Origin of the sequence: Streptomyces sp. NBC_00322 (genome assembly GCF_036147535.1) — a bacterium.
Lineage (GTDB): Bacteria > Actinomycetota > Actinomycetes > Streptomycetales > Streptomycetaceae > Streptomyces.
In genome coordinates this window covers 4,527,298-4,539,349 of sequence record NZ_CP108019.1, presented here as the reverse complement: position 1 = coordinate 4,539,349, position 12,052 = coordinate 4,527,298, and the positions used below count along the sequence as shown (strand labels likewise).

Sequence of the window (12,052 nt, the reverse complement as noted above, 5' to 3'; positions counted from 1 at the left end):
AGTGCAGGGCTCCCTGCTCCTCGATGTGGACAACTCCGTGACCCTTGGCCTCCGGGTTTTCCACAGGCTGACGCACGGGCCTTGACGTAGCCGCCGGGCATTGTCACATTCATCAGTGTCAAGTTGCGAGGCAAGTACCGCACGGGGAGGGCAGGGTGGCATGACCTCAGCAGTGGCAAGCGAACTGACCGCGGAACTGCGGGGGTTCAGGGAGGTGCAGCGTCTCGCGTACGAATGCGCGGAGGCAGTGGCCGCCCAGCTCAAGCCCGGCGTGACGGAGCGCGGGGCGGCGCGGATGCAGCGCGAGTGGCTGCGGGAGCGGGGGGTGCGCGACTGGTTCCATCTCCCCTTCGCCTGGTTCGGGGATCGCACGGCCTTCGTCAACTTCCGTATACCGCTGCAGTTTTTCCCGACCAACCGCGTCCTCGAAGCGGGCATGCCCTTCATCCTCGACATGGCCCCCGTCTACAAGGGCTTCACCGCGGACATCGGCTATTCGGGCTGCCTCGGCCCGAGCCCTCTGCACAACAAGCTGCTGGCCGACCTTCGGGCGCATCGCGAGCTGATGCTGCGCGAGGTGCGGGAGCGGCGCTCGATGCGCGAGATCTATGAGGACGTGGACCGGCTCATGGTCCGCCAGGGCTATGCCAACCGGCACCGTGCCTATCCCTTCGGCGTCATCGCCCACAAGATCGACCGGGTGAAGGAGCGGCGCTGGTCGCCGCAGCTCTTCGGCTTCGGCACCCAGTCGCTGAAGGGACTGGCGAGCGACGCCCTGCACGGTCACCGGGACGGCTGGTCGCCGCTGTGGAGCCCGTACAAGTTCTCCGACCACCCGCCTCGGCCGGGGCTGTGGGCGGTCGAGCCGCACCTCGGATTCAGGGGTACGGGCGCGAAGTTCGAGGAGATCCTGGTGGTCACCGACTCCAAGGACCCCGAACAGAGCGCGTTCTGGCTGGACGATGATCTGCCGCATGTGCGGCGCTGGGCGGAGGACGCGTGAGCGGGGGAGCCGGCATGGGTCTGGAAGGTGCGCGGGAGCGCTGGGTCCGTACGGGCGGTGTCGAGCTGTGCGTCGCCGAACTGGGCGACGCGACGCAGCCGACCGTGCTGCTCGTGCACGGCTATCCGGACAGCAAGGAGGTCTGGTCGGCTGTGGCGCGGCGGCTGGCGGACCGCTTCCATGTGGTGTTGTACGACGTCCGGGGGCACGGCCGCTCGACCGCGCCGGTCCCGCTGCGCGGCGGCTTCACGCTGGAGAAGCTGACGGACGACTTTCTGGCTGTCGCGGACGCGGTGAGCCCGGACAAGCCGGTGCATCTGGTGGGCCACGACTGGGGTTCGGTGCAGTCGTGGGAATTCGTCACGGTCAAGCGCACCGAGGGCCGCATCGCTTCCTTCACCTCGATGTCCGGTCCCTCGCTCGACCACTTCGGGCACTGGATCAAGAAGCGGATGAGCCGGCCCACACCCCGCAGGGTCGGCCAGCTTCTCGGCCAGGGTGCCAAGTCCTGGTACGTATACATGCTGCACACGCCCGTGCTTCCGGAGCTCGCCTGGCGCGGGCCTCTCGGCAAGCAGTGGCCGAAGATCCTTCAGCGGCTGGAGAGGGTGCCGTCGGCCGACTACCCCACCCCCTCGCTGCCGCAGGACGCAGCCCGCGGCGCCTGGCTCTACCGTGACAACGTCCGGGCCAGACTGCGCCGCCCACGCACCGACGCGTACGCGCATGTGCCCGTCCAGCTGATCACGCCGACCGGCGACATATTCCTGTCCGAGCGGCTCTTCGACGAACTCGGCGAGTGGGCACCTCAGTTGACGCGCCGCTCCCTGTCGGCCAAGCACTGGGTGCCGCGCAGCCGGCCGGACCGGCTGTCGGCCTGGATCAGCGAGTTCGTCACCGCCAACGAGGACAGTGCGGCGGGGGTGGCAGGGCGGGAGAGCGTGGCCCGTGGACCGTATGCCGAGCGGTTCGGGGGGCAGCTCGTCCTGGTGACGGGCGCTGCCAGCGGCATCGGGCGGGCCACGGCCTTCGCCTTTGCCGAGGCAGGGGCGCGGATCGTCGCCGTGGACCGGGACGCGGAGGGGGCGGCCAGGACCGCGGAGATGTCACGGCTGATAGGCGCACCGGAGGCCTGGGGCGAGACGGTCGACGTGAGCGACGAGCAGGCGATGGAACAGCTGGCCGAGAAGGTCGCCGGCGAGTACGGCGTGGTGGACGTCCTGGTCAACAACGCCGGGATCGGCCTTTCCGGTTCCTTCCTCCAGACCAGCCCCGAGGACTGGAAGAAGGTCCTCGACGTCAACCTGTGGGGTGTCATCCACGGCTGCCGGCTCTTCGGCAGGCAGATGGCCGAGCGCGGACAGGGCGGCCATATCGTCAACACCGCCTCGGCTGCGGCCTATCAGCCCTCGAAGGCGCTGCCCGCCTACAGCACGTCCAAGGCGGCGGTGCTGATGCTCAGCGAGTGCCTGCGGGCCGAGCTGGCAGGAGGGGGGATCGGGGTCTCGGCGATCTGCCCGGGCTTCGTCAACACCAACATCACTTCCACGGCGCGCTTCGCAGGGGTCGACGAGGCCGAGGAGAAGCGCCGCCAGAAGAAGTCCGCCCGGCTGTACGGCCTGCGCAACTACCCGCCGGAGAAGGTCGCCGACGCGATTTTGCGGGCCGTCGTGAAGAACCAGGCGGTGGTGCCGGTGACGCCCGAGGCACGCGGCGCCCACTTCATGTCCCGCTTCACGCCCAGGACACTGCGGGCGATCGCCCGATTGGAGCCGCCGCTATGAGCGCCGAGGAGCACGTCGGCCACCACCCCATCAAGCCGCGCCGGGTCTCGTTCGACTGGGACGAGACCCCGCTGCACTGGATACCGGACGAGCCCACGGCCACGCACGTCATCAATGTGCTGCACCTGCTGCTGCCGGCCGGGGAGCGGTGGTTCGTCAAGGTCTTCAAGGAGGCCCTGCCACTGGTCCGTGATCCGGTGCTGATGAAGGACGTCAAGGGCTTCATGGGCCAGGAGGCCACGCACAGCGTCCAGCACGCGTATGTACTGAACCACCTCGCCGCCCAGCGGCTCGACACCGAGGGTTTCACCAAGTACGTCGACTTCCTCTTCGAGAAACTCCTCGGCGAGAAGCCGCCGTTCGGGGCGCCGATACCGACCCAGGAATGGCTGCGCTTCCGGTTGGCGATCATCGCCGCGATCGAGCAGTTCACGGCGGTCCTCGGCGACTGGGTGCTGCACGCCGAAGGGCTGGACCGGGCGGACGCCGACACGATCATGCTGGATCTGCTGCGCTGGCACGGCGCGGAGGAGGTCGAGCACCGGGCCGTCGCCTTCGACATGTACCAGCACTGCGGGGGCGAGGGGCTGCCGCGCTATGCCCGCCGTGTCGAGGGCATGGTCGTCACCGCGCCCATGCTGCTCTGGTTGTGGGCATGGGGCACGGCCTATCTGATCCGCCACGATCCCCAGCTCGCCGGGCGGATGCGCTACTCCCTGCGCGAGCACAACCGCGCGGTGGCCAAGGGGCTGCTGCCCACCTGGCGGGAGTTGGGCACGGCCATACCCCGCTACTTCCGGCGGTCGTACCATCCCTCGCAGGAGGGCTCGCTGCGCAAGGCCGTCGAATATCTCGCGACCTCGCCCGCGGCCCGCGCGGCGGCGGGGGCGGTGGGGCGGGCCGCCATGTCATAGACGGCTCTCTTCGGCCGCTCATCGGCTCTCATCGACCTGTCATTCGATCTGTCATTTCGATCTGTCCTCAAGGGGGCGGGCTTGTCCGAGCAGTCAGTGGCCCAGTCAGCGGCCGAGTACCGGATCGAGGATCTGGCGCACCACAGCGGCGCCACCGTCCGTACGATCCGCGCCTACCAGGACCGCGGACTGCTGCCGAAGCCGGAGCGCCGCGGCCGGGCCAATGTGTACGGCTCGTCGCACCTCGCCCGGCTGCGGCAGATCGCCGACCTGCTCGACCGCGGCTACACCCTGGCCTCGATCAAGGAACTGCTCGAGGCCTGGGACGCCGGGCGGGGGCTGGGTGGGGTACTGGGTCTGGTCGCGGAGGTACAGGGACCGTGGACCGACGAGGAGGCAGCCAGGATCACCCGTACCGAGCTGGACGAGAAATTCGGCGGGAAGCCGGACGAGGAGGCCGTGGCGGAAGCGGTCGAGCTCGGGGTGCTGGAGCGGATCCCGGGACGGGACGACCAATTCCTCGTACCAAGCCCTCAAGAGCTGGCAGTGGCAGCGGAGTTGCACGCGGCGGGCGTACCGCTGTCGGCGATCTCCCGTCATCTGCGGGAACTTCGCGGACAGGTCGAGCACATCGCCTCCCGTTTCCTGGAGTTCACCACCGAGCATGTCTTCGCCCGCTATCTGGGCCATCGTCCGCCGACCGAGGCCGATGCGGCCGAAGCGGCGTCGATGGTGCGGCGGCTGCGGCCGCTCGCGCAGCAGACGGTGGACGCCGAACTGGCCCGGGCCATGCAGACGTTCGCCACTCGCCATCTTCAGCACCATCTGGGTGCGGAGGGGCCACCGCCAACGGACAGTGAGCCGCGTTCGGTGGTCTTGCCGCCGGAGACAATGCGGGCGGTGCACGGCCTGGTTGGGCAGGAGCACGCGGCGGCGTTCATCGCGGCGGCGACCGAACGGGAGGTGCAGGCCCGGACATTGGACGCTCTTGCCTCAAAAGCCAATATTTCCAAGCAATTTGGTCAAGAGGCTTGAAACAGGGCGCCGTTGTCCACAGAAGCGCCAATTCCCTTGTGGATAACTACAGTTGGCTGTGGATCAAACCTGTAGAGCGACTTTTTTCGGTGGCACCGGGACGCGACGCGAGGCACGCTGACGGGATGAACGAAAGACCCGACGAGTCAGACACGACCGACGCGACCGACGAAAGACGCACCGTCAAGGTGTCGAAGTACCTCTCGAAGCATCTGCGGCACCAGCCGGAACGGATCGGCATCACCCTCGACGAGAACGGCTGGGTGGCGATCGAGGAGCTGATGCGCGCCGCGGCAGCGCACGGCTTCCGGTTCACTCGCGCCGAGCTCGATCATGTCGTCGCCGTCAACGACAAGAAGCGCTTCACGATCGACGGCACGCGCATCCGCGCCAACCAGGGCCACACGGTCGAGGTCGACCTGGACCTTCCCACGGCCGAGCCGCCCGCGTATCTCTACCACGGCACCGTCGCCCGCAGCCTGGACGCGATCCGCGCCGAAGGCCTGCGCCCCATGAAGCGCCACCACGTCCATCTCTCGCCCGACCGCGAGACCGCGACCCGCGTGGGCGCCCGCCGCGGCCGCCCCGTCGTCCTGTCCGTGGACGCCGGAGCGATGCACCGGGCGGGCCACCTCTTCCGCGTCAGCGCCAACGGCGTCTGGCTGGCCGACACCGTACCGCCGGAGTTTCTGCGCTTCCCCGGCGCATAAGCCGGCGGGGAAGCGGCGCACTCAGCGGCGCAGCTGGGCGAGGCCCTCGGTCGCGATCTGCTCGAAGACCGCCTGGTCGGCGGCGAAGTCCGAGTCCGGGATCGGTGCGTGGATCACGATCTCCGTGAAGCCGAGCTCGAAGTGCCTGCCCGCGAAGTCCACAAAGGCGTCGAGGGACTCCAGCACCTTGCCCGGTTCCGGTGTGAAGCCGGTGAGCAGGATCTTGTCCAGCTCGGCCACGTCCCGCCCGATGTCGGCGCACGCCTTTCCGAGCTTCTCGACCTGCCCGCGGATCGCCTCGACGGACTGCTCGGGCGTGCCCGTCTCGAAGAGCTTCGGGTCACCCGTGGTCACCCATGCCTGCCCGTGCTTCGCCGCGAGCTTCAGCCCGCGCGGCCCGGTGGCGGCGACCGCGAAGGGCAGCCTCGGCCGCTGTACACACCCGGGGATGTTGCGGGCCTCCACCGCCGAGTAGAAGGTCCCCTCGTACGTCACGGAGTCCTCGGTCAGCAGCCGGTCGAGGAGGGGAACGAACTCGCCGAAGCGGTCGGCCCGTTCGCGAGGCGTCCAGGCCTCCTGGCCCAGCACCGTGGCGTCGAAGCCCATGCCGCCCGCGCCGATGCCGAGGGTGACCCGGCCGCCGGAGATGTCGTCGAGCGAGATCAGCTCCTTGGCGAGGGTGACGGGATGCCGGAAGTTCGGCGAGGTGACCAGGGTGCCCAGTCGCAGCCGCTCGGTGGCGGCGGCCGCCGCGGTCAGTGTGGGGACCGCGCCGTACCAGGGGCCGTCGCGGAAGGTACGCCACGAAAGGTGGTCGTAGGTGTACGCGGTGTGGAAACCGAGCTGCTCGGCGCGGGTCCACTCGTCGCGGCCACCGTGGTGCCAGGGACGGACAGGAAGGATCACGGTACTCAAACGCATGCTTCGAGGTTACGTGGCCCAGGAGTGGCCCGTGCGCACTCAAATGTGCGCCCGCCCGCACGCCCGTGCGCCGGCGTACGGGAGAATGGATCTGTGACCTCAGCTACCGATCTCCGCGCCCTGCCCGCTGCTCCCCGGCTGATCGCCACCGATCTCGACGGCACTCTGCTGCGTGACGACAAGTCCGTCTCGGACCGCACCATCGCCGCACTCGCCGCCGCCGAGGAGGCCGGGATAGAGGTCTTCTTCGTCACGGGCCGCCCGGCCCGCTGGATGGACGTCGTCAGCGACCATGTCCACGGCCACGGTCTGGCGATCTGCGCGAACGGCGCCGCCGTCGTGGATCTGCACGCCGGCGGGAAGGTGATCGAGGTCCGCCCCCTGGAGCGGGATACGGCCCTCGATGTCGTACGTACGCTGCGCGATGCCGCCCCCGGGACGTCTTTCGCGGTCGAGACGGTCACCGGCATCCACTACGAGCCGGACTATCCGCCGTTCCATGTCGACCCGGGCGCCACCGTCGCGGTCGCCGAGAAGCTGCTCCGCGAGGAGGGGCCCGGCTCCGCAGCCCCGGTGATCAAGCTGCTCGCCCATCACCCCGAGCTGACCCCCGACGGCTTCCTCGCCCTGGCCCGACGGGCGGCCGGCGAGCTCGCGTCCTTCACCCGCTCCAGCCAGACCGCGCTGCTGGAGATCAGCGGACTGGGTGTGAGCAAGGCCAGCACGCTGGCGCTCTGCTGCGACGAGCGCGGGATCTCCGCCGACGAGGTCGTTGCCTTCGGTGACATGCCCAATGACGTGGAGATGCTGACCTGGGCGGGAACCTCGTACGCGATGGGCAACGCTCATCCGGACGTGATAGCCGCGGCGTCCGGGCGGACCGTCGCCAACAACGAGGACGGCGTCGCGGTCGTCATCGAGCAGATACTCGCCCGCCGCCTGGAGCACGACGAGCACAGCGCGGGCAACGGCAGCCGCTAGAGCGGGACCCCGTGCTCGCGCAGCCAGACCACCGGATCCACCCCGGACCCCAGATACGGCGTGAGCCGCACCTCGAAATGCAGGTGCGGCCCCGTCGAATTCCCCGTCGTGCCCGTCTGCCCGATCCACTGCCCGGTCCGAACCTGCTCGCCCTGATCGACGGTGACCGCCGCCAGATGCGCGTAGTGCGTGTAGTAGCCGCCCGGGTGCTGCACCACGATCTGGATCCCGAAGGCGCCGCCGCAGGAGACCGAGAGCACGCGCCCGGCCCCGACCGAGCGCACCGGGGTCCCGATGCCCACCGCGAAATCCTGTCCGGTGTGCCGGTGTGCCCAGTGCTCACCGGCACTGTCGAACCCGGCCGACAGCTGGTAGTGCTCCACCGGCGTCACCCACGCGGTGCCCGGCGGCGGCGCGCCCCCGGTCTCGTGGAGATCGACGGCACCCGCGCACTTTCCGGCCGCGACGCTTTCGTCCGCCTGCGCCTGGAGCGTCCACTGCGCGACCTCCAGCTTTGTCTCGATGCCCTGCTTGATCGCGGCGAGCCGCTCCTTTCGTACGTCGAGTTCGCGCCAGGCGGACCTGGCCTGCGCCTCGGCGACGGAAAGCCGCCGCTCGGCCGCCCGGGCCCGGCCGATCAGCTGGTTCACGGCAATCTCCGCCTGCCATGCCAGCCGCTGTCCGCGCATCAGCTCATCCGGGGTTCTGGCGAGCAGCAGCTCGGCGGTGAGCGCGAGCGGGCCGCCGGTGCGGTACTGGGCACGGGCCACACCGCCCACCGCGTCGTGGATCGCGGCGAATTCGAGCCGCTGCCGATTCAGGCGCTCCTGCAGCCGGCCCGCGGCGGTGCGCTGTGCGTCGGCCGCGCGCCGGCCCTGTTCGTACGTCGCGGTGGCCTTGGCAGCGTCCTCGTACAGCCGCGCCACCTCGGCACTGGCGCTGGGCCCGTCGGACGCCGTGGCCTTGGGCACCGCCGTAGCGATGAGCGCGCACAGCAGCACCGGGACGAGCAGCAGCCGGTCGCGGTGTCTCAGGCACATTCCCGGATCGTCACCCGGCGCCGGGACGATTCCCGGTACCCGTGAGGTGTCGTACGCCCGACCGGCCCAGCAATTAGTCCTATTTCGTGAAGAAAGCCGGGTACGCGGCCTCGCCGATCCGGGCGGAGAGCAGGTCGGCGGCCCGTTCACGCTCCAGCATCCTGCGGAGGGGGCCATCGGCCGCGGCGAGCTCCGCATACGAGCCACGCTGCGCGGTATGTCCCGCCGCCAGGACGACGATCTCGTCCACGGCGTCGAGACCCTGCAGCCGATGCGTGATCAGCAGCGTCGTCCGGCCCTCGGTCGCCGTCAGCAGATCCGCCGTCAGCGCGTCCGCCGTCGCCAGGTCGAGATGCTCGGCAGGCTCGTCGAGCACGAGCACCGGGAAGTCGGCCAGGAGCGCACGCGCCAGAGCCAGCCGCTGCCGCTGGCCGCCGGAGAGCTGCGCGCCGTGCTCGCCGACGAGGGTGTCGAGACCGTCGGGGAGTGCGTCGACCCACTCCAGCAGCCGTGCCCTGTCCAGCGCCTGCCGGAGTTCGTCCTCCGTCGCCTGCGTCCGCGCAAGCCTCAGGTTCTCCCGTACGGAACTGTCGAAGAGGTGGGCGTCCTGCGCGCACAGTCCGACGAACCGCCGGACCGCGTCCCCGTCGAGCGCTGCCGCCTCCACACCGCCGAGCGTGTACGTCCCCTCCCTGGCGTCCAGGAAGCGGAGCAGCACCTGCGCGAGGGTGGTCTTCCCCGAGCCCGATGCGCCGACCACGGCGATGCGCTTGCCCGCGGTAAGGGTGAGATCGAAGCCGTCGAGCGCGTCCCGCTCCTGCCCTGCGTACCGGGCACTCAGTCCCCGCACTTCGAGCGGGAACGCCGTCGCGGGCGGCGTGGCACTGTGCTCCGGCTCGTGTACGGGAAGAGGCGCGTCCAGGACCTCGTGGACGCGCTCGGCACTGCGCTTGACCCGCTGCCGGTACTGCACGGCCAGCGGCAGCGAGGTGACCGCCTCGAAGGCGGCGAGGGGGGTGAGCACCACGACAGCCAGAGACACCCCGTCGAGCCGTCCGTCCCGCACCGCCTGCACGCCGGCGAACGCGGCGCACACGACGGTCAACCCGCAGGCCAGGGCGGAGAGCCCGCCACCGAGCGCGGTGGCCGCGGCCCCGCGCGACGCGATCCGCGTCAGCCGCCTGTCGGCCGCCCTCGTCTGCTCGATCCGTCGCTTCAGGGCTCCGGCGACGGTCAACTCCGCGGTCCCGCCGAGAAGATCAACGACCTGGGTGGCCAATGACCCGCGTGCGGGGGCGAGTTGCCACTCGGCCCGCCGGGCAAGGGTCCCGCTGATCAGCGGTACCGCAACACCTGCGACGAGCAGCCCGACGGCAAGCACGGCCCCGGCCTCGGGCAGCAGCCATGCGGTGAATCCGACCGATCCCGCACCCACGACGACGGCCACACCCGCGGGCAGCAGCCAGCGCAGCCAGTAGTCCTGCAGCGCGTCCACATCGGCGACGAGCCGGGACAGCAGATCCCCGCGCCGCGTCTGCCTCAGGCCGGCGGGCGCGATGCGTTCCAGCCTGCGGTAGACGGCGACCCTCAGCTCGGCGAGCATCCGCAGCACGGCGTCGTGCGAGACGAGCCGCTCGGCGTAGCGGAAGACGGCCCGCCCGATACCGAAGGCCCGGGTCGCCGTCACGGCCACCATCAGATAGAGGACCGGTGGCTGCTCGGAGGCGCGCGAGATCAGCCACCCTGAGACGGCCATGAGCCCTACGGCGGACCCCAGCGCGAGGCTCCCCAGAAGCAACGCGAGCCCGAACCGCCCCCGCAGCTCCCCGGCCATCCCCCGCACCCGCGCGAGCCCACCGGTTCCGGACGGCGAGAAGCCGGGCGTATCGCCCCTGGCATGGCCACGCCCGGAGAGCTCTCCGACACCCTCCGACGCAGCCGCCGAGGGACCCCGCTCGGAGGGACGTACCGCACTGTGCACGGCACCGTCCGGCGAAACCGACGGGCCCGGCACACCGAAGGAGCCCTGCGAACCCCCCACCTCCACCACCCGGTCGGCTACCGCCAGCAGCGCCGGCCGGTGGACGACCAGAAGCACCGTCCGACCGGAGGCCAGCCGCCGTACCGCGTCGACGATGCCCGCCTCGGTCTCACCGTCCAGCGCCGCCGTCGGCTCGTCGAGCAGCAGCAGCGGCCGATCCGCTAGGAACGCCCTGGCCAGCGCGAGCCGTTGCCGCTGACCGGCCGAGAGACCGGCCCCGTCCTCGCCGAGCGGCGTGTCCACGCCCTGGGGGAGTTCCGCCACGAAGCCGTACGCCCCCGCCTGCCGCAGCGCGTCCTGCACCGCCGCCTCATCGGCGTCCGGCCGCGCCAGTCGTACGTTCTCCGCGACCGTTCCCGCGAAGAGATACGGCCGCTGCGGCACCCACGCGATTTGCTCCCGCCACCGCTCCAGGTCCAGAGAGGAAAGATCCACGCCCGCGACCCGCACGCTCCCCGCCGCGGGCTCCGCGAACCCGAGCAGCACATTCAGCAGCGTCGACTTCCCGACGCCGCTCGGCCCGACCAGCGCTACCGTCTCCCCGGGCTCGACCACCAGTGAGGCCCGGTCCAACGACGCCTCACTGCGCCCCGCATGGTGGACGGTCACCCTGTCCAGCTCCAGCCGCAGGCTGCTTGGAGTCTCCCCTGTACCGCCCGCCCGCGGCTCCGTCTCCAGAACCTGGAAGATCTCCTCCGCGGCCGAAAGCCCCTCCGCCGCCGCGTGGTACTGCGCCCCCACCTGCCGGATCGGCAGATACGCCTCGGGCGCGAGGATGAGGATCACCAGACCCGTATACAGATCCAGATCCCCGTGCACGAGCCGCATCCCGATGCCGACGGCGACCAGCGCCACCGAAAGCGTCGACAGCAGCTCCAGCGCGAAGGACGAGAGGAAGGCGATCCGCAGCGTCCGCACCGTGGCCCGCCGGTACTCCGCGGTGATGGAACGAATCGACTCGGCCTGCGCCTTCGCCCGACCGAAGACCTTCAGGGTGGGCAGACCGCCGACCACATCGAGAAAGTGCCCCGACAGCCGGGACAGCAGCCGCCACTGGCGGTCCATCCGGGCCTGGGTGGACCAGCCGATGAGGACCATGAACACCGGGATCAACGGCAGTGTCACCACGATGACCGCCGCCGAGACCCAGTCCTCGGTCACGATCCGCGCCAGCACCGCCACCGGCACGACGACCGCGAGCCCCAACTGCGGGAGATAGCGCGAGAAGTAGTCGTCGAGTGCGTCGACTCCGCGCGTGGCGAGCGCGACCAGCGACCCGGTGCGCTGCCCGCTCAGCCAGCCCGGCCCCAGCTCGGCGGCCCGCTCCAGCAACCGCCCCCGTAGCTCCGACTTGACCGCCGCACTCGCCCGGTGCGCGGCCAGTTCGGTCAGCCAGGAGACGACCGCCCTGCCGATGGCGACCGCGGCAAGCAGGATCAGCGGTGTCCCGAGATCGGCGGCGGAGAGCCCCTTCTGGAAGGCCCCCACCACCACGTCGGCGATCAGCATCGCCTGGGCGACGACCAGCGCCGCCCCGACAAGTCCGAGGAGCACCACCGCGGTCAGGAATCGGCGGGTGGCCCGGGCGTACCGGAGCAGACGCGGGTCGATCGGTTTCACGTG

The 12,052-nt window shown here is 70.4% G+C and carries 9 protein-coding genes; 6 read left to right on the top strand and 3 right to left on the bottom strand.

Annotation, left to right across the window (positions count from 1 at the left end):
• The first annotated feature begins 160 nt into the window (after positions 1-160).
• The 5 genes from OG905_RS20595 to OG905_RS20575 all read left to right on the top strand — a co-directional run bounded on the left by OG905_RS20595 (position 161) and on the right by OG905_RS20575 (position 5,446).
• The gene (locus OG905_RS20595; RefSeq protein ID WP_328674397.1) at positions 161-1,003 is read left to right on the top strand and encodes a M24 family metallopeptidase; all 843 of its coding nucleotides are present in this window, start codon (positions 161-163) and stop codon (positions 1,001-1,003) included.
• Between the two features lie 14 nt (positions 1,004-1,017).
• On the top strand, positions 1,018-2,787 hold the full coding sequence (locus OG905_RS20590) for an SDR family oxidoreductase (protein ID WP_328674396.1): 1,770 nt from the start codon (positions 1,018-1,020) through the stop codon (positions 2,785-2,787).
• On the top strand, positions 2,784-3,701 hold the full coding sequence (locus tag OG905_RS20585; RefSeq protein WP_328674395.1) for a metal-dependent hydrolase: 918 nt from the start codon (positions 2,784-2,786) through the stop codon (positions 3,699-3,701). Before OG905_RS20590 ends, OG905_RS20585 begins: the two co-directional genes overlap by 4 nt.
• Before the next feature lie 81 nt (positions 3,702-3,782).
• Positions 3,783-4,736 carry a MerR family transcriptional regulator gene (locus OG905_RS20580; RefSeq protein WP_328674394.1) on the top strand — a complete coding sequence of 318 codons (954 nt, stop codon included), beginning with the start codon at positions 3,783-3,785 and terminating at the stop codon, positions 4,734-4,736.
• Positions 4,737-4,861: 125 nt separating this feature from the next.
• Positions 4,862-5,446 carry an RNA 2'-phosphotransferase gene (locus OG905_RS20575; protein ID WP_328674393.1) on the top strand — a complete coding sequence of 195 codons (585 nt, stop codon included), beginning with the start codon at positions 4,862-4,864 and terminating at the stop codon, positions 5,444-5,446.
• Positions 5,447-5,467: 21 nt separating this feature from the next.
• On the opposite strand, the gene OG905_RS20570 is transcribed toward OG905_RS20575, so the two are convergent.
• Positions 5,468-6,367 carry an LLM class flavin-dependent oxidoreductase gene (locus OG905_RS20570; protein WP_328674392.1) on the bottom strand — a complete coding sequence of 300 codons (900 nt, stop codon included), beginning with the start codon at positions 6,365-6,367 and terminating at the stop codon, positions 5,468-5,470.
• 93 nt (positions 6,368-6,460) lie between these two features.
• On the opposite strand from OG905_RS20570, the gene OG905_RS20565 reads away from it, so the two are divergent.
• Positions 6,461-7,348: a Cof-type HAD-IIB family hydrolase gene (locus OG905_RS20565; protein ID WP_328674391.1), complete on the top strand. Its 888-nt coding sequence runs from the start codon at positions 6,461-6,463 to the stop codon at positions 7,346-7,348.
• Here the strand turns inward: OG905_RS20565 and OG905_RS20560 are convergent.
• Entirely contained in the window at positions 7,345-8,388 is a 1,044-nt protein-coding gene (locus tag OG905_RS20560) for a M23 family metallopeptidase (RefSeq protein WP_328674390.1), read from the bottom strand. The two genes, OG905_RS20565 and OG905_RS20560, sit on opposite strands and share 4 nt — an antisense overlap.
• A gap of 79 nt (positions 8,389-8,467) precedes the next feature.
• Positions 8,468-12,049, bottom strand: a complete 3,582-nt coding sequence (cydD, locus tag OG905_RS20555) for a thiol reductant ABC exporter subunit CydD (protein ID WP_328674389.1) — start codon at positions 12,047-12,049, stop codon at positions 8,468-8,470.
• Positions 12,050-12,052: the final 3 nt, after the last annotated feature.

Excerpts from the sequence above, each read along its gene's own strand:
- OG905_RS20595 (WP_328674397.1), top strand. The coding sequence starts at position 161 with ATGACCTCAGCAGTGGCAAGCGAACTGACCGCGGAACTGCGGGGGTTC.
- OG905_RS20570 (WP_328674392.1), bottom strand. The coding sequence starts at position 6,367 with ATGCGTTTGAGTACCGTGATCCTTCCTGTCCGTCCCTGGCACCACGGT.
- OG905_RS20585 (WP_328674395.1), top strand. The coding sequence starts at position 2,784 with ATGAGCGCCGAGGAGCACGTCGGCCACCACCCCATCAAGCCGCGCCGG.
- OG905_RS20560 (WP_328674390.1), bottom strand. The coding sequence starts at position 8,388 with ATGTGCCTGAGACACCGCGACCGGCTGCTGCTCGTCCCGGTGCTGCTG.
- OG905_RS20590 (WP_328674396.1), top strand. The coding sequence starts at position 1,018 with ATGGGTCTGGAAGGTGCGCGGGAGCGCTGGGTCCGTACGGGCGGTGTC.
- OG905_RS20575 (WP_328674393.1), top strand. The coding sequence starts at position 4,862 with ATGAACGAAAGACCCGACGAGTCAGACACGACCGACGCGACCGACGAA.